The sequence below is a fragment of the Pseudomonas sp. dw_358 genome (assembly GCF_018449655.1).
Lineage (GTDB): Bacteria > Pseudomonadota > Gammaproteobacteria > Pseudomonadales > Pseudomonadaceae > Aquipseudomonas.
The window spans coordinates 140,997-157,786 of the sequence record NZ_JAAVUX010000002.1 but is presented as its reverse complement, the minus strand read 5'-3'; the positions used below and the strand labels follow the sequence as shown (position 1 = coordinate 157,786).

Below are 16,790 nucleotides of genomic sequence, written 5' to 3'. Positions count from 1 at the left end.
AGCGCGGTTAATGTCGCTTTAGCGAATACAATGCCTGCGCCATGAAACTGACTCTCTCCAGCAAACTCTTCGTCGCCGTCCAGGCGCTTTGTACCTTTGCGGTGCTGGCGATGGGCTTTGCGGCCTACCTGAGTTTCACCCATGGCTTTCTGGGGTACCTCAACGAGCAGGCGGTGGAACGGCTGCAAACCACCTTGCCGCGCTTCGAGCAGGCCTGGAGCGATCACGGCAACTGGGATTACCTGCGCAACAACGGCCATGGCTGGTTCGAACTGATCCGTCCCGAACTGCGCCCCGGGCAGACCAATCATTACCCTGGCACGCCGCCAGTGTCTGACCTGACCGGCGCCTTCCTGCGCTTCAGCCTGCTTGATAATCAGCACCACTACATCGCCGGCTACACCGAGTTCGATCAGCACGCGGTGCTGATGGCGGTCACCCATGACAGCCAGGTGGTCGGCTGGCTGGCGATGACGCCTTTCGAAACCGTCAGCGCCACGGGTGACAGCCGCTTCCAGCTCAATCAGATCCGCTCCAGCCTGCTGATTGGCCTGGTCTGTCTGCTGGTGTCCGGGGTGATCGCCTGGTGGATCACCCATCAATTGCTGCAACCGGTCAAGCGAGTGGCCCTGGCCACCCGCCGGCTGGCGGCGGGTGATTACGCCACTGCCTTGCCGGAGACCGGCAACGACGAGGCCGCGCAATTGGCCCGCGACTTCAACCGCATGGCGGCAACCCTGGCCAGCAACGAGCAGCAGCGTCGGGGCTTCATGGCGGATATTTCCCATGAACTGCGCACGCCCCTGGCGATCCTGCGGGCGGAGCTTGAAGCCATCGAGGACGGCATCCGCGTCATGGACGGCCAGGCGCTGCGCTCGTTGCAAGCGGAGGTCATGGCGCTGAGCAAGCTGGTGGACGACCTGTTCGAACTGTCGGTGACCGAACTGGGCGGCCCTGCCTATCGCCGCGATCCGGTTGACGTGGGCGCCTTGCTGGGGATGGCAGTGGACGCTTACGCCACACGGTTTGCCGAGCGTCAGTTGAGCCTGCACCTGCTGTCATGGCCTGAACCGTTATTGGTCCTCGGCGACGATGCCAAGCTGGTCCAGCTGTTTTACAACCTGCTGGAAAACAGCCTGCGCTACACCGATGCCGGCGGCTCGGTCAACCTGCGCATCAGCCGCCTCGACGACAAAGTGTGCATCGACTTTCAGGACACCGCGCCCGGTGTGCCATCAGAGCAGCAGACGCGCCTGTTCGAGCGTTTCTACCGCGTGGAAAACTCCCGAAGCCGCAGCAGCGGCGGGGCCGGGCTTGGCCTGGCGATCTGCCGTGGCATCGCCCAGGTCCATGGCGGCGAGTTATCGGCTCAAGGTTCGCCTTTCGGTGGGCTGTGGCTGACATTGCGCCTGCCCGCGTTGGAGCGTCTGTGATGACGACGCGCATTCTGGTGGTAGAAGACGAGCCCAAGCTGGCAATGCTGCTGGGCGATTACCTGCGGGCGGCGGGCTATGAGGTCGAGCATCTGGCCGAAGGGCTTGGGGTGATCCCGTCCATCCGTCGCGCGCCGCCTGCGCTGTTGCTGCTCGACCTCATGCTGCCCGGCCGCGATGGCCTGGACATCTGCCGCGAACTGCGCAGCTTCAGCCAACTGCCGGTGATCATGCTGACCGCGCGGGTGGAGGAGATCGACCGTCTGCTGGGTCTCGAAGCCGGTGCCGACGACTACGTCTGCAAGCCCTTCAGCCCGCGGGAAGTGGTGGCGAGGGTCAAGGCGGTGCTGCGCCGCTCGGCCGAGGTCCAGCCGCACGAGCGCAGCGGCCTGACGGTGGACACCCAGCGCTACGAAGCGAGCCTCAACGGCGTGGCGCTGGAACTGACGCCCGTGGAGTTTCGGCTGCTGGCGGCGCTCAAGGCCCGGGCCGGGCAGGTATTGTCGCGCGAGCAGCTCATGGATCACCTCTACCATGACCACCGCGTGGTCACCGACCGCACGGTGGACAGCCATGTCAAGAATCTGCGGCGCAAGCTGGAAACCGCGGCGCCCGGCGATGACCCGATTCGCTCGATCTATGGCGTGGGGTATTGCCTGGAGGTTTGATCAGTGCTGGCCTCACCGCGCAATCCTGCCGGACCGACGCCCTTGTCATCCCCTACTGCCCACCCCGCCATAACTCCACCAACCCGGTTGGCACTTTGGCCTCGGGAATGGTCAGCACCAGCGATTGTGCCCCGCGCACCTCCAGGCGAAAATAGCGCTGGTCGCCACTGCCCGCCGTCTCGGGTTGCACCGAAAACGGCAACAGCCGATTGATCAGCTCGCAGATGTGCTGGCGTGCTTCATCATTAAGATGGGCCAGCTCGATACGCCGGGGCGCATTGAGCTTGGGCACATAAGCCACGCCACCCTCATGGGCCACTTCCAGCACAGTATCGGCATGCAATGCGTTGAGCGGTTCCATCACAGCACCTCGACGGTTTTCCAGGCGGTCTCGATCAGGCCGGCCTGATTCGCACCCAAAGTGGATTTGGCATGCTGGATCGTCAACTGGGCAAACTCATCGAAGTTTGCCGTGCGCGACAGGCTCGGGTCGCACAAGGTCTGGTACCAGACCTTGCCTGCCGTTTCCCATGAACGCCCACCCAGCGCCAGGGCGGCGAGGTAGAACGCATGGTTGGGGATCCCCGAGTTCACGTGCACGCCGCCATTGTCCGGCCGGGCGCTGACGAACCCGGCCATGGTCGCCGGTTGCGGATCCTTGCCCAACTGCGGGTCGTCGTAGGCGGTGCCCGGTGCGGCCATCGAGCGCAGGCCCTTGCCGTTGATGCCTTTGTAGAGCAGACCGGCTCCGACGATCCAGTCGGCTTTGTCCACGCTCTGCTGCAGGTGATATTGCTTGACCATCGCGCCGAACACGTCCGACATCGACTCGTTCAAGGCGCCGGACTGTTCGATGTAGAGCAGGGCGTTCTGGCTTTCGGTCACGCCGTGGGTCAGTTCGTGGGCCACTATGTCGATGGCATAGGTGAAACGGTTGAACAGCTTGCCGTCGCCATCGCCGAAGACCATCTGCTTGCCGTCCCAGTAGGCGTTGGGGTAGTTCTCTTCGTAGTGTACCGAGGCGGTCAGCGCCAGGCCCTTGTTGTCCAGCGAGTCGCGTTGGAACACCTTCCAGTAGAAGTCGTAAGTGGCGCCCAGGTAGTCGTAGGCTTCATTGGTGGCTTTGTAGGAGGAGCTGCCAGTGGGTGCGGCCTGACCCTCCCGTCGCGCCAGCTTGCCGGGCAGGGTGCCCAGGTGTCTGGCGTCGTAGATGGTGCGCTGGACCACCCCCGGGACATGGGCCGGGGGCACCACCGCCAACAGCGGCCTGATGGCGCCTTCTTCGGTTTTCGCGGGCATGGCCATGGCCGTGCGCACGTGTTCCAGGGTCTTCTTCGCACTGTCACGCACCGGCCCGTCGGCATGCTCGCTGATGTGTTCGAGCATGTACGGCGGGATGATGCTTTGCGGCCGGCGGGCAGGGCTGTCGGGGGCAGGGTGGGTGGTCATGGGGATGTCCTTTCCTTGGCGACTGGAGATTGAGTGTAGATCACCCTACTCGCGACGACTGTGCCCACTGCACGCGAACGCTCTAATAGACTCCTCTTTCGCAGGCAGGGTGCCGTGGCGGGGAATGGTATCTATCTGAGTCAACTCCCCGCCGGATGGGGCACTGCGACGTAATCTCCAGTGCCATCCTCACTGACAAAAATCGGGCGCGGTCACTCCCAACTCGAAGCACTGTTGATCCGCGCAAACAGCGTCAGCGGCATGTTCGCCAACACGGCCTGCTCATAAGCCGCCGGATCAATCGGCCCCGGTGACAGATCGACCCGCGGCACGCCGAACCAGGCGCAGATTTCCCGCAGTTGGCTGAGCGCCGGCAGGTGCTGGTCGATCATGTCATTGAGCACGTCGGGGCCGGTCATGTGGCTGAGTGCCTTGCACCAGCGCTGATGGGCCGGCAGGTCCAGGGCCTTGTCCGGCTTGCTGTTATAGAAGTCGGGATGGCGGCCGTAGCGGGCGAGGATTTCATCGCTGATCCGGTCCAACAGCGGGTTGCCGGGGTGGCTGCCCAGCAGGCTGTTGTTGCATTTGACGTACATACCCATGCGTTGGTCGGACACCGGATAGCTCACCAGCAGTCCGCTCTCATCGGTGTTCAAGGCGACCTGGTCGATGGCTTGCGCCGGCTCGCCATTGAGCGCCGGGACACCGGGCAGCAGGATCAAATCGTCGCAATCCATGTACAGGCCACCCTCCCACTTGAGGATCCGGTAGCGCAGGATGTCGGTGGCCGAGGCTTCGTTGATGGCCACGCCGCCGTTGCCGGCCAGGGCCGCCTGGTACTGCGGGAAATAGCGGCTGGCAGCAAAGTCGGTGAAGGCCGGGTGCTGCTCCAGCGGGTGAATCGTGCAGGTGGGGGCTACGGCCTTGATGTTGCGGTAATTGGTGGCGTAAGCCTCGGGGGAGGCGGTAGACAGGAACAGTTGCTGGCGGTACTGACTGTCCTTGAGCAGCGAGGCGTTGTTGGCCAGGCTCTCCAGGTAGTCCTCCCCCATGATCTTGCGCCCGGTCCAGATGCACGAGACTTTTTTCGGTATGGCCGTGGCATGGGCGGCGTGCATCGCGGTGTAATTCACCGGAAGCTTTACCCGAACGCCGAGGGCCCTGAGGGTGGCCAGGCGCTGCTCGTCGCTGACCACGCGGGTCAGCTCGGTGAGCGGCACCATGTAGGTCCCTGGATCAGTGGGGGCAACATAATAATCTTGGGTACGCACAGCCCTGAAGGCATTGAGTTCATAGCTGTAATCAAAATTTGCCAGGTAGTGGTCGAATTGCCCGACGAGCTTATCGGCGGTCCCTTTGAATGAGTGCTCGCGGATGATTGCCCCGGCCACTTGCGGATCGGCGCCCGGCAGCGGTTGGGCGGCATTGTCGGCGGGGAAGAAGGGCGCCAGCGCTTCCAGATCTTGCGGTAGCCGCGGCGCTCCTGGAGGGCTCAGTGGATAGCCGATCTGGCCGTTGATCCGATGGGGCGGATTGAAGCCCGGCCGCTCGATGCGCAGCAGTTCAGGCGCCACCGACTGCACCGACTCCAGCAGAGGCAGGGCATTGAGCACGCCGAAGACCTGATTTTCGATCCCTTCCAGCCGTTGCTCCTGGGTCTGGGCTTGCAGCAGTTGGTCCAGCGCCAGCCCGAATTGGGCCGTGCCACCCAAGGCCAGCAGTGGCGCCAATTCCGGCGCCAGCAGGGCCAGGGGGGCCAGGGTGTTGATAGCCGAATTCAGATACCCGCGCCAGCGGGCTTTGGTGACACTGCTGTCGCTGGTGATGATGAAGTCCGCGTCCTGATAAGAGCGCTTCTTCTGACGCTGGGCGGCCGACTCGAAGAGGTCGTCGTTGATCGGCTGGCTGTAGTGGCTGTCGCGGTAGTTGATGATGGTCTGCGGGTCCCAGATCCCGCTGGTGGCAAATCCTTCGTAGCGGTTGGGGTCCAGCTGATGGGGTTCCGGGTACAGGCCCAAGCCCAGCAACGCGGTGCGCAGCCCGCTGAAATCGGTACCGTCCTCCAGGTCGCTCAGTTGAAAGTGACGTTGCAGTGCCTCGCGTTTTTCGCCGCTTTGGCACTGGCTGGCTAACCAGGCCTTCATGTGCGCTGGGCTGCTGAACTCGTGGATTGGTGACGAATTGCCGGGGATGTAAAGCAAGGTCAACTGACTGGCGTTGTTGCGCAGATAGAGTATGTCGCTGCTGACATAGCCGTAGACATCCAGCGCCGACACCTGCACCACCTCCTTTTTTTGCTTGCGCAAGCCGAGACTGCGCCAGGTGGGCATGGGCTTGATCCCGGCGGCCTGCCAGGCCAGCTGCTTGCCGGCCTCGCTCAAACTGCCGGCCAATAGTTGCTGGTTGCAAGCGCCGAGAAAGGCCGCTTTCAACGCCAGGCGGTAGTGTTCGATGCCGGTTGTCCAGAACGCCTTGAGGTCCGCTTTGTAAGGCGTCTTGAAATCCAGCTGCCAGATAAAACGCTGAAAATCTTCAGCCGGGATCTTCACGTGGTTGACGCGGCTGTACTTGGCAGGAACGGTCTGACGATAAAGCCCGTTGTACACCTGATAGTCATCGCCGTAGCGAAACAGGCCCTGCTGGTGCAATTGGTCGACGAGGGTGATGGCCTGCGGCGGTGGCGCGCCGGCCCAGGCCTCGTGCAAGACCGCGCCCACCAGGTTATTGGTCGATTCACCTTGCCAATTGGCGAGCACGGCCTGGGTCAGGGTCATTTTTTGCGCCACCCGGCCCACCCAGCCGTGCTCGTTGAGCTGGTAGTACAGGGTCACGGCATCGACTTTGTCCGGGTTCAGGTCCAGGCCGCGATCCCTGGCCCAATGGCGGATGGCGTCGGCGGCGGCCTGGTCCGGGCGCGGGAAAGGCTGCAGGGTCTGGGCAATGAAAGCCTGTGTTTCGGCGTTTCGGGGGAGGGTTTTCATGGGCATGGCCTGTTCAGGCACCTGACTGGTGCGCGGCCATGATCCGCACGATGACGGCGGGACGGTGGTAGATAGTGATGGGTTGGCTGCGCAGTCAGCGCGGGGTGATGTCCCGCTCCACCCCCACTGGCTCCTCCACAAACCCCTGGGGAAATTTGCCCTTCAACCGCCATGCAAACGCAATGATCTCGGCAATGATCCGATACAACTCTTCCGGAATGCTGTCCCCCAGTTCCAGCCGCGCGAGCATCTTCACCAGCTCGGCGTTTTCATAGATGGGCACTTCATATTCGCGGGCGATGGCGATGATGGCTTCGGCCAGTTCGTCGTCGCCTTTGGCCGTGAGCGTCGGGGCCTGGTGGCCGTCGTAGCTCAGGGCGATGGCCTGGCGGGGCGTGCGGTCGGTCATGCGGTTTCGTCTACCCAGCGTTGTTCGAGGTGGGTGCGCGGGCCACGGGGCGGCACGCCTTGGTGGCAATTGATGTCGGTGACGTTCAAGCCGCAGTCGAGCAGGCGGCTGCGCAGCTCGCCCAGCTGGGTATGGATCAACTCAGCGGTGTGCGCGCGTTCGGCCCAGAGGTCGCTGGAGAGCGTCCCGTGCAACAGCTGCGCCTGCACTTGCAGCGGGCCCAGGGGTTCCAGGTCGAAGGCCAGCTCCACGCGCCAAAGTTTGGCCTGCGCCGGGGCCTCGCGGGCTTCGCGCGAATGTTCGCGCTGGGGCGGGGCGTCGTCGTCGGGCAGGTCTTCGCGTTGCAGTTTGACCTGCAAGGGCACGAAGTCCTGGGCATTGCGCATGGGAATTTCCAGCTGCCAAGTGGTCTGCAGGCGGCCCTGATCGTTGATGCCGGTCTGTTCCAGGCTAGACAGCTGATGGCTCTGCAGCCGGGAAATGGCCGCACTGGCCAGGCGCAGCAGACCTTCGACGTCAGTCTCGCCCTCGGTCCTGCCGAGCACCCGGGCTGTCAGCGGGAAACTCACCGGTTGCGCCTTGGCGCTGACCTGGCCGAGCATGCCCAGGGCATTGCGCACGTAGCCTGGCAGGTTCTGGGCCAGCAAGGCGGCGGCATTGCTCGCCAACGGGTTGAAACTGCTGTTGGCCGCAAGCAGCGGCGTGAGTTGGGCGACCAGACGCAACAGGGTGGTCTTCAGGTCCGCTGGCAGTGCGGCCGCCTGGCCGGCCAGCAATGCCGGCTCCATGAACGTGCCGCTGCCTTGCAGCGCTTGGGCGACCACTCTGGGGTCGGCCATGTCTGGCAGCTGCGGCAGGTTCGCCAACAAGGTGGTCAGGGTGTCATTGGCATCGACCGGCAAGGCGGCTGCCTGGCTTTGCTGGAAGCTGGCAATGGCTGCCAGCAGGCTCGGCAGCGACGCCTGGCGGGCTTGCTGGCCGGCCAGTTGCTGGGAGACGGCCAACTGGTCGAGGCGGCCGCTCAAAGGCACGAACTGCAATTGCTGGCTGCCTTGCACCTGGGCGCTGAGCAGGCTCCCCAGGCGCAAGGGCTGCGGGCTGTCCAAGGTGAGGATGGCGCCGGCCTGAGGGGTGTTCAGCAGCGTGACCAGCGAGCGCCAGACCCCGGGCTGCATCACTTGGGTGGTGACCACCTTGCCTTGCAGCAGTGTGCCCACCGGCAGCTGGGCCGTGTCGATTTCGGTCAGGCTGGCCACCGCGTCACCGTGCGCCTGCTGCACCGTGATCGCCAGGCTGTTTGTCGTGGGCTGGGACACGCTCACCTGGGTGCCGGGCAGCAGTGGCTGGTTGCTGGTGGTCTGCACCGTGGTCTGACGGCCGCTGGCCAGGGTCACTTGCAACAGCACCTCGAAGGCCTGCCCGGCCTGCTTGAGGTCCAGCACCTGGCCTGGCGCCGTTTCGCCGGTGGCCACGACGGCTTCCGGTTGCACGAGTTGCAGCAACTCGCTGGTCATCGCGGCATTGCGCACAGCTGCCGTGACGGCCGTCGGTACGGTGACCGTCGCCGGAGTCGATGCTGGCGCAATGCTGGTAATTTCACTTGTCATCTGCGGCAAACCTGTCGAAATTGCTGCCCTGGCCGTTGTCGGTGATGCGTAAAATCGCCATGACGCGGCATCTGCCCAGAAGTGATGCGTGGTTTGTATACAGATTCATGGCAGACTATCGGCCTGCGAACCTCAAACTTGAATGACCCTTTTCAAAGAATCAAGGCAGTATTTTTGTGACCCCTCTTCTGCAAGCGAGTGCGCTGACCTGCGAGCGTGATGGCCGGCTACTGTTCGAACAGCTCGACCTGAGCCTGCACGCCGGCGCCATGCTGCAAGTCAGCGGCCCCAACGGCAGCGGCAAGACCAGCCTGCTGCGGCTGCTGGCCGGCCTGATGGCGCCGACCGACGGCCAGGTGCTGCTCGAAGGTGCCGCGCTGGCCGGGCAGGGGGCGTCACTGCTGTGGATCGGCCATGCCGCCGGTATCAAGGATCTACTCAGCCCCGAGGAAAATCTCGCTTGGCTCACTGCCCTGCACCGACCTGCCAGCCGCGCCGCCATCTGGCAGGCGCTGGAGGCGGTGGGCCTGCGCGGTTTCGAGGACGTGGCCTGCCACACCCTGTCTGCCGGTCAGCAACGCCGCGTCGCCCTGGCCCGGCTGTACCTGGACAGCCCGCCGCTGTGGATCCTCGACGAACCCTTCACCGCCCTCGACAAGCAAGGCGTGGCACAGCTCGAACAGCACCTCGCTCAGCACTGCGAAGCCGGTGGAACGGTGGTGCTGACCACCCATCACACCCTCTCGCACTTGCCCTCCGGCTACCGTGAACTGGACCTGGGGCGCGTAGCGGCATGAGCGTGTTTACCTTGTTGTTGCGCCGTGAAGCCCTGCTGCTGGTCCGTCGACCGGCCGAGTTGGCCAATCCTCTGGTGTTTTTTGCCATCGTCATTGCCCTGTTTCCCCTGGCAGTCGGGCCGGAGGCGCAGTTGCTGCGCACCCTGTCGCCGGGGCTGATCTGGGTGGCGGCGCTGCTGGCGGTGCTGCTGTCACTGGACGGGCTGTTTCGCAGCGACTTTGAAGACGGCTCGCTGGAGCAGTGGGTGCTGTCACCCCATTCGCTGGCCTGGCTGGTACTGGCCAAGGTGATGGCCCATTGGCTGTTTTCTGGCTTGGCATTGGTGGTCGTCTCGCCCGTGCTGGCGGTCATGTTGGGCTTGCCAGCGGCGAGCATCCCGGTATTGTTGGCATCCCTGCTGTTGGGTACACCGGTGCTCAGCCTGCTCGGCGCCGTCGGTGCGGCCCTCACCGTGGGCCTCAAGCGTGGTGGGCTGCTGCTGGCGCTGCTGATCCTGCCGCTTTACATTCCGGTCCTGATCCTCGGTAGCGGTGCCCTGCAGGCCTCGCTGCAAGGCCTGCCGACTACCGGTTTCCTGCTCTGGTTGGGAAGCCTGACCGCCCTGGCGGTCACCCTGACACCCTTTGCGACAGCCGCCGGCCTGAAGATCAGCGTCGGCGAATAACCTGGACGGGCCCCACAGACGGGCCGCCAGAAACGGGATGTGCCCTGATGAAAAGCAATACGCTCAACTGGACCTGGTTTCACAAGCTCGGTTCGCCCAAATGGTTCTACGGCCTCAGTGGTCGCCTGTTGCCGTGGTTCAGTGTTGCCGCCGCGTTATTGATCAGCATCGGCGTGGTCTGGGGGTTGGCCTTCGCGCCGCCTGACTACCAGCAAGGCAACAGCTTTCGCATCATCTACATCCACGTGCCGGCGGCCATGCTGGCGCAGTCCTGCTATGTGCTGATGGCCGTGGCCGGCGTGGTCGGGCTGGTCTGGAAAATGAAGATCGCCGACGTCGTGGTGCAGTGCGCCGCGCCCATCGGCGCCTGGATGACCGCCCTGGCGCTGGCCACCGGGGCCATCTGGGGCAAGCCGACCTGGGGCGCCTGGTGGGTCTGGGACGCGCGCCTGACCTCGATGCTGATCCTGCTGTTTCTGTATTTCGGCCTGATCGCCCTCGGCCAGGCCATCAGCAACCGCGACAGCGCGGCCAAGGCTTGTGCGGTGCTGGCCATCGTCGGCGTGATCAACATCCCCATCATCAAGTTCTCGGTGCAATGGTGGAACACCCTGCACCAGGGCTCGACCTTCTCCTTTACCCACGCCCCCGACATGCCGGCCGCCATGTGGTTGCCGCTGCTGTTCACGGTGCTGGGCTTCTACTGTTTCTTCGGTGCCGTGCTGCTGTTGCGCATGCGCCTTGAAGTGCTCAAACGCGAAGCGCGCAGCAGCTGGGTCAAGGAAGAAATCCAGCAGGCGCTGGGGCGAGGAGACGTACGATGACATTTGCTTCATTCGGCGATTTCCTCGCCATGGGTCACCATGCCCTGTATGTCTGGTCGGCCTATGGCCTGTGCTTGCTGGCCGTGGTGGTCAACGTGGCGGTGCCGGTGCTGGCACGTCGGCGCTACCTGCAAGAAGAGGCGCGTCGTCTGCGCCGGGAGAAACCGCTGTGAACCCGCTGCGCAAGAAACGTCTGTTGATCATCTTCGGCCTGCTGGCCGGCGTGGCCGTTGCCGTGGGTCTGGCCCTCAGTGCCCTGCGCCAGAACATCAATCTGTTTTACACCCCGACCCAGATCGCCAGCGGCGAAGCGCCCCGCGACACGCGCATCCGCGCTGGCGGCATGGTGGAGAAGGGCTCACTGCAGCGTTCGGCCGATTCGCTGGACGTGCGCTTCGTGGTCACCGACTTCAAGCATGAAGTGCCGGTGACCTACCGCGGTATCCTGCCCGACCTGTTCCGCGAAGGGCAGGGCATTGTCGCGCTGGGCAAGGTCAACGACGACGGTGTGGTAGTAGCCGATGAAGTGCTGGCCAAACACGATGAAAAATACATGCCGCCGGAGGTCACCAAGGCCTTGAAGGACAGCGGCGAGCTGGGAGCAACGCGATGAACCTGCAACTGCTTGTCCCGGAGCTGGGGCATCTGGCGATGATCCTGGTGCTGTGTTTTGCCCTGGTCCAGGCCACCGTTCCGTTGATCGGCGCCTGGCGCGGCGATCGCCTGTGGATGAGCCTGGCGCAGCCGGCCGCCTGGGGGCAGTTTGCGTTTCTGCTGTTCGCCTATGGCTGCCTGACCTACAGCTTCATGACCGACAACTTCTCGGTGGCCTATGTGGCGCAGAACTCCAACAGCGCCTTGCCGTGGTACTACAAGTTCAGCGCAGTGTGGGGCGCCCACGAAGGCTCCTTGCTGTTGTGGGCGTTGATTCTCGGTGGCTGGACCTTCGCCGTGTCGATCTTCTCTCGGCAATTGCCCCGCGACATGCTGGCCCGTGTGCTGGCAGTGATGGGCATGATCAGCACCGGCTTCATGCTGTTCCTGATCTTCACGTCCAACCCCTTTGCCCGGGTCTTGCCGCAGATCCCGGTCAACGGCGCCGACCTCAACCCGCTGCTGCAGGACCCCGGCCTGATCGTCCATCCGCCCATGCTGTACATGGGCTACGTCGGCTTTTCCGTGGCCTTTGCCTTCGCCATCGCCGCCTTGCTGGGCGGCAAGCTGGATGCCGCCTGGGCGCGCTGGAGCCGGCCATGGACCATCGTCGCCTGGAGCTTTCTGGGCCTGGGCATCACCCTGGGCTCGTGGTGGGCCTATTACGAACTCGGCTGGGGCGGCTGGTGGTTTTGGGACCCGGTGGAAAACGCCTCGTTCATGCCCTGGCTGGTAGGCACCGCGCTGATCCATTCGCTGGCGGTCACCGAGAAGCGCGGCGTGTTCAAGAGCTGGACGGTGTTGCTGGCGATTGCTGCCTTCTCCCTGAGCCTGCTGGGGACCTTCCTGGTGCGCTCCGGGGTGCTGACTTCGGTGCACGCCTTCGCCTCGGACCCGTCCCGTGGCGTGTTCATCCTGATCTTTCTGCTCTGTGTGGTGGGCGGCTCGCTGACCCTGTTCGCCCTGCGCGCGCCGGTGGTCAAAAGCCAGGTTGGCTTCAACCTGTGGTCGCGTGAAACCCTGCTGCTGGGTAATAACCTGGTGCTGGTGGTGGCGGCCGCGATGATTCTGCTGGGCACTCTCTACCCGCTGGCGGTGGACGCCATCAGCGGCGCGAAGCTGTCGGTGGGCCCGCCGTACTTCAACGCCCTGTTCGTGCCCTTGATGGGCCTGCTGATGGTGGTCATGGCCGTAGGCGTGCTGGTGCGCTGGAAAGACACGCCGGTGAAATGGCTGAGCAGCATGCTCACCCCGGTGCTGATCGCCAGTGCCGTGCTGGCGCCCATCGGCGGCCTGCTGGTGGACCATTTCGACTGGCAGGTGCTGACTGTGTTCGCCCTGGCCGCCTGGGTGCTGTTGGCCGGTGTGCGTGACCTGTTCGACAAGACCCGCCACAAAGGCCTGCTCAAGGGCGCCCGCAGCCTGACCCGCAGCTACTGGGGCATGCAAGTGGCCCACCTGGGTATCGCCGTCTGTGCGCTGGGCGTCGTCCTGTCCAGCAACAGCAGCGCCCAGCGCGACCTGCGCATGGCGCCCGGGGACAGCGTCGACCTGGCCGGTTACCACTTCATCTTCGAAGGCTCCCAGCACGTGCAAGGCCCTAACTGGACCGCCGACCGTGGCACCGTGCGCGTGCTCAAGGACAACGTCCAGGTCACTTTACTGCACCCGGAAAAACGCCTGTTCACCGTGCAGCAGTCGATGATGACCGAAGCCGGTATCGACGGTGGTTTTACCCGTGACCTCTATGTGGCCTTGGGCGAGCCGCTGCCCGACGGCGCCTGGGCAGTGCGCATTCACGTCAAGCCCTTCGTGCGCTGGATCTGGTTCGGCGGCCTGCTGACTGCTCTGGGCGGCGCCCTGGCGGCGCTGGATCAGCGTTATCGGGTCAAGGTTCGGGCCAAGGTCCGGGATGTCCTGGGTTTGTCGGGGGCTGCAGCATGAAGCGCTGGTTGTTGGTGATACCGCTGGGCCTGTTTCTGCTCATGGCGGTGTTTCTCTATCGCGGGCTGTACCTCAACCCGTCCGAGCTGCCCTCGGCGATGATCGGCAAGCCGTTCCCGCCGTTCGCCCTCAACACCGTGCAGGGCAACCAGCCGGTGACCCAGACGGCACTGCTGGGCAAGCCGGCGCTGGTCAATGTCTGGGGCACCTGGTGCATCGCCTGTCGCGAGGAGCACCCTGTGCTCAACAAGCTGGCACAGCAGGGCGTGGTGATCTATGGCATCAACTACAAGGATGACAACAACGCCGCGCTGAAATGGCTGAGCGACCTGAGCAATCCGTACCAGAAGATCATCAGCGACCCGGACGGCAGCCTGGGCTTGAACCTGGGTGTCTACGGCGCACCGGAAACCTTCCTGATCGACGCCAAGGGTGTGATCCGCGACAAATACGTCGGCGCCATCGATGAGCAAACCTGGCGCGACAAGGTCGCTCCGCGTTATCAGGCATTGCTGGACGAGGCCGCACGATGAGGCGCTGGTGTGCAGCCGTGCTGCTGAGCGTCGGGCTGGCCGGTGTAGCCCATGCCGCGATCGACACGTATCAATTCAACAGCGAAGCCGAGCGTGCGCGCTACCGTGACCTGACCCAGGAACTGCGCTGCCCCAAGTGCCAGAACCAGGATATCGCCGATTCCAACGCGCCGATTGCCGCTGACCTGCGACGGGAAATCTACCGCATGCTCGGTGAAGGCAAGGACAACCAGCAGATCATCGACTTCATGGTCGACCGCTACGGCGAGTTTGTGCGCTACAAGCCGGCACTCAACGCGCGTACCAGCCTGTTGTGGTTCGGCCCGGCGGGCTTGCTGGTCATCGGCCTGGTGGTGATCGGGTTCATCGTGCGTCGCCGTCGCGGCCAGCCCGCCGTCCCCCTGACCGAACTCGACAGCGCGCAGCGTGCGCGCCTGGCGCAATTGCTGCGCGTTGACGTTGCGCCCTCGGACCCGTTGAAGAATAAAGAGCACCCATGACCGATTTCTGGCTTGCCGCAGGGCTGTTGTTGCTGGTTGCCCTGAGTTTTCTGTTGATCCCCGTACTGCGCGCCCGTCGCAGCCAACCCGAAGAAGACCGTACCGCGCTCAACGTCGCGCTGTATCAGGAGCGGGTGGCCGAGTTGCGCTCGCAACTGGAGGCCGGCGTGCTCACTTCCGCCCAGCTGGAGGCTGGCCAGGCCGAAGCAGCGCGCGAATTGCTCACCGACACCGAGAACGCCGCGCCCGTCGCCCCGTCCCATCTGGGCAAAGCCTTGCCGTTGCTGGCCGCCGTGGCGGTACCGGTGCTCGCGCTGGGGCTGTACCTGCATTTCGGGGCCAGCGACAAGGTCGAGCTGACCGAGGAGTTTTCCCAGCCGCCCACCTCCATGGAGCAGATGACCCAGCGCCTGGAGCGTGCGGTGGTCGCCCAGCCGGATTCGGCCGAGGGCCTGTACTTTCTCGGCCGCAGCTACATGACCCAAAACCGTCCGGCCGACGCGGCGCGTCTGTTCGAACGCGCGGCCAACCTCGCCGGACGCCAGCCGGAACTGCTCGGGCAATGGGCCCAGGCGCTGTATTTTGCCGGGGACAAGCACTGGACGCCGCAGATCCAGAGCCTCACCGACGAAGCCCTGAAAGACGACCCGCGTGAAGCCACCAGCCTGGGGCTGCTGGGCATCGCCGCGTTCGAGGGGCAACGCTGGCAGCAGGCAATCGACTATTGGCAGCGTCTGCTGGCGCTGTTGCCGCCCAGCGATGCCTCCCGCGCCTCCCTGCAGGGCGGTATCGACAAGGCCCGGGACCGCCTGGTTGCAGAAGGCGGGCACCCGACGGCGGCGCCCGTGGCCCAGACCGCCAGCCTGAAAGTCCATGTGCAGCTCAGTGAGGCTCTGCGCAGCAAGGTCGCGCCAGGGGACAGTGTGTTTGTCTTCGCCCGCGCGGTGTCCGGCCCGCCCATGCCGCTGGCGGTCAAGCGCTTGACGGTGGCCGACCTGCCCCGTGAGGTGGAGTTGAGCGACAGTGACGCGATGATGCCCAGCTTGAAACTGTCCAACTTCGGTGAAGTCCAATTGATGGCGCGGGTGTCCCGTGCGGGTCAGCCGACCCAGGGTGAATGGATTGCGCGGGGCGAAACGGTGCCCAGCAACAGCAGCGCCCTGCAGTCCTTGACCATCGACAGCCCTGACCATTAGAGACCTGTGCATGTCCGCGATTGTCCGTTTTACCTTCAAGAGCAGCCTGCTTGGCCTGGTACTGGGGCTGAGCGCCTGTGCCGTGCAACCCCGGCATGAGCAAGGCTCGGCGCTGCCACCGATGCATACCCTGCCATCGGGAACGCCGCCGGCCAGCGCACCGGCGCCGATGACCGCGCCGGCCGCCAAGCCCATGCCGCGTACCTCGGTGAGCTTTGCGCCGCCACCGGGTGGGGCCAGCCATTGGGACCCCAAACTGGGGGTCTATGTGCTGGAAGATCAGGCTGACACCTATTACCGCCAGCGCACCTACTACCACTGGGCGAATGGCTGGAGCTGGTCCACCAGCCCCCAGGGACCCTGGCAGAGTACCGATGCCACCGGCGTACCGCCGGGGTTGGGACGCCTGCACCCGTGATCGCTGGATAGAGGCCACCAGCGGCACCCTGAATGTTGTGATCTGATCAGAAAAGGAATGCCTGCCCCATGAACACGCCCCTCGCCAGCTTCTTGAAAGGCTCCATCCTCGCCACCGCCCTGCTCCTTTGCGTGGCCAACGTCCAGGCAGCCGACCCCCAGGCCATGCGGGTACGCGGCGCCATCACGGCCATCGACGGTGACACCCTCAAGGTGCATACCAACAAAGGCCAGGACTTGAGCGTCAGCTTGAGCCCGGACACCCGATACCAAGGCATTACCCTGGCCAACATCGCCGACATCAAGCCCGGCAGCTACGTCGGCACCGCCGCCATCCCGCAAGCGGACGGCACCCTCAAGGCCTTGGAGGTCCACGTGTTCCCGCCCGCCATGGCCGGCACCGGTGACGGCCACCGAGCCTTCGACCTGGGCAAGAACAGCACCATGACCAACGGCAGTGTGGGTGACCTGGTCACCAGCAACGGCCGTACCATGACCCTGAACTACAAAGGTGGCGAGAAGAAAGTGGTGGTGCCGGATGACGTGCCGGTGGTCAACATCGTCCCGGGGGATCGCAGCCTGCTCAAGCCAGGGGTGAAGATCATTGTGTCGGCGAAGAAGGCCGATGACGGCAGTTTGACGGCTTCGCAGGTGTCGGCTGGAGAGAATGGGGTTTCGCCGCCGATGTAATGGGTTTTTGATCCGGTCAGGGC

At 64.3% G+C, this 16,790-nt stretch carries 18 protein-coding genes; 13 read left to right on the top strand and 5 right to left on the bottom strand.

All coding sequences use genetic code 11. From position 1 onward, the window contains the following. Positions 1–41: 41 nt before the first annotated feature. Together HB675_RS04220 and HB675_RS04215 are read left to right on the top strand one after the other, a co-directional pair. A complete protein-coding gene (locus HB675_RS04220; RefSeq protein WP_213875982.1) occupies positions 42–1,433 on the top strand; it encodes an ATP-binding protein in 1,392 nt (463 codons plus the stop codon). After that, positions 1,433–2,101, top strand: coding sequence for a response regulator (locus tag HB675_RS04215; protein ID WP_213875980.1), 669 nt, complete (start codon positions 1,433–1,435; stop codon positions 2,099–2,101). The genes HB675_RS04220 and HB675_RS04215 overlap by 1 nt, the downstream gene beginning before the upstream one ends. A gap of 52 nt (positions 2,102–2,153) precedes the next feature. On the opposite strand, the gene HB675_RS04210 is transcribed toward HB675_RS04215, so the two are convergent. The 5 genes from HB675_RS04210 to HB675_RS04190 all read right to left on the bottom strand — a co-directional run bounded on the left by HB675_RS04210 (position 2,154) and on the right by HB675_RS04190 (position 8,547). After that, complete coding sequence (locus HB675_RS04210) at positions 2,154–2,462, bottom strand: protealysin inhibitor emfourin (protein WP_213875978.1); 309 nt, start codon at positions 2,460–2,462, stop codon at positions 2,154–2,156. Beyond that, positions 2,462–3,550: a M4 family metallopeptidase gene (locus HB675_RS04205; protein ID WP_256737463.1), complete on the bottom strand. Its 1,089-nt coding sequence runs from the start codon at positions 3,548–3,550 to the stop codon at positions 2,462–2,464. The genes HB675_RS04210 and HB675_RS04205 overlap by 1 nt, the downstream gene beginning before the upstream one ends. A gap of 212 nt (positions 3,551–3,762) precedes the next feature. After that, positions 3,763–6,531 (bottom strand): DUF6543 domain-containing protein, encoded by a 2,769-nt coding sequence (locus HB675_RS04200; protein WP_213875976.1) that lies wholly within the window; start codon positions 6,529–6,531, stop codon positions 3,763–3,765. A gap of 94 nt (positions 6,532–6,625) precedes the next feature. Next, positions 6,626–6,940, bottom strand: a complete 315-nt coding sequence (locus tag HB675_RS04195; RefSeq protein WP_213875974.1) for an EscU/YscU/HrcU family type III secretion system export apparatus switch protein — start codon at positions 6,938–6,940, stop codon at positions 6,626–6,628. Beyond that, positions 6,937–8,547: a flagellar hook-length control protein FliK gene (locus HB675_RS04190; RefSeq protein ID WP_213875972.1), complete on the bottom strand. Its 1,611-nt coding sequence runs from the start codon at positions 8,545–8,547 to the stop codon at positions 6,937–6,939. The genes HB675_RS04195 and HB675_RS04190 overlap by 4 nt, the downstream gene beginning before the upstream one ends. 176 nt (positions 8,548–8,723) lie before the next feature. Here HB675_RS04190 and ccmA point away from each other — a divergent pair, with 176 nt between their 5' ends. From ccmA to HB675_RS04135, 11 genes are all read left to right on the top strand, one after another. Further along, complete coding sequence (ccmA, locus tag HB675_RS04185; protein ID WP_213875970.1) at positions 8,724–9,344, top strand: cytochrome c biogenesis heme-transporting ATPase CcmA; 621 nt, start codon at positions 8,724–8,726, stop codon at positions 9,342–9,344. Beyond that, positions 9,341–10,009, top strand: a complete 669-nt coding sequence (gene ccmB / locus HB675_RS04180; RefSeq protein WP_213875968.1) for a heme exporter protein CcmB — start codon at positions 9,341–9,343, stop codon at positions 10,007–10,009. The genes ccmA and ccmB overlap by 4 nt, the downstream gene beginning before the upstream one ends. 47 nt (positions 10,010–10,056) lie before the next feature. After that, the gene (locus HB675_RS04175) at positions 10,057–10,833 is read left to right on the top strand and encodes a heme ABC transporter permease (RefSeq protein ID WP_213875966.1); all 777 of its coding nucleotides are present in this window, start codon (positions 10,057–10,059) and stop codon (positions 10,831–10,833) included. Then, complete coding sequence (ccmD, locus tag HB675_RS04170) at positions 10,830–11,006, top strand: heme exporter protein CcmD (RefSeq protein ID WP_213875964.1); 177 nt, start codon at positions 10,830–10,832, stop codon at positions 11,004–11,006. The genes HB675_RS04175 and ccmD overlap by 4 nt, the downstream gene beginning before the upstream one ends. Continuing rightward, on the top strand, positions 11,003–11,446 hold the full coding sequence (gene ccmE / locus HB675_RS04165; RefSeq protein WP_213875962.1) for a cytochrome c maturation protein CcmE: 444 nt from the start codon (positions 11,003–11,005) through the stop codon (positions 11,444–11,446). Before ccmD ends, ccmE begins: the two co-directional genes overlap by 4 nt. Next, the gene (locus tag HB675_RS04160) at positions 11,443–13,431 is read left to right on the top strand and encodes a heme lyase CcmF/NrfE family subunit (protein WP_213875960.1); all 1,989 of its coding nucleotides are present in this window, start codon (positions 11,443–11,445) and stop codon (positions 13,429–13,431) included. The genes ccmE and HB675_RS04160 overlap by 4 nt, the downstream gene beginning before the upstream one ends. Further along, positions 13,428–13,964, top strand: coding sequence for a DsbE family thiol:disulfide interchange protein (locus HB675_RS04155; protein WP_213875959.1), 537 nt, complete (start codon positions 13,428–13,430; stop codon positions 13,962–13,964). The genes HB675_RS04160 and HB675_RS04155 overlap by 4 nt, the downstream gene beginning before the upstream one ends. Then, a complete protein-coding gene (locus HB675_RS04150; RefSeq protein WP_213875957.1) occupies positions 13,961–14,464 on the top strand; it encodes a cytochrome c-type biogenesis protein in 504 nt (167 codons plus the stop codon). Before HB675_RS04155 ends, HB675_RS04150 begins: the two co-directional genes overlap by 4 nt. Then, entirely contained in the window at positions 14,461–15,660 is a 1,200-nt protein-coding gene (ccmI, locus tag HB675_RS04145; protein WP_213875955.1) for a c-type cytochrome biogenesis protein CcmI, read from the top strand. Before HB675_RS04150 ends, ccmI begins: the two co-directional genes overlap by 4 nt. 10 nt (positions 15,661–15,670) lie before the next feature. Further along, positions 15,671–16,078, top strand: a complete 408-nt coding sequence (locus HB675_RS04140) for a hypothetical protein (RefSeq protein ID WP_213875953.1) — start codon at positions 15,671–15,673, stop codon at positions 16,076–16,078. Between the two features lie 68 nt (positions 16,079–16,146). Beyond that, positions 16,147–16,767 carry a DUF5666 domain-containing protein gene (locus HB675_RS04135; RefSeq protein WP_213875951.1) on the top strand — a complete coding sequence of 207 codons (621 nt, stop codon included), beginning with the start codon at positions 16,147–16,149 and terminating at the stop codon, positions 16,765–16,767. Positions 16,768–16,790 lie beyond the last annotated feature (23 nt).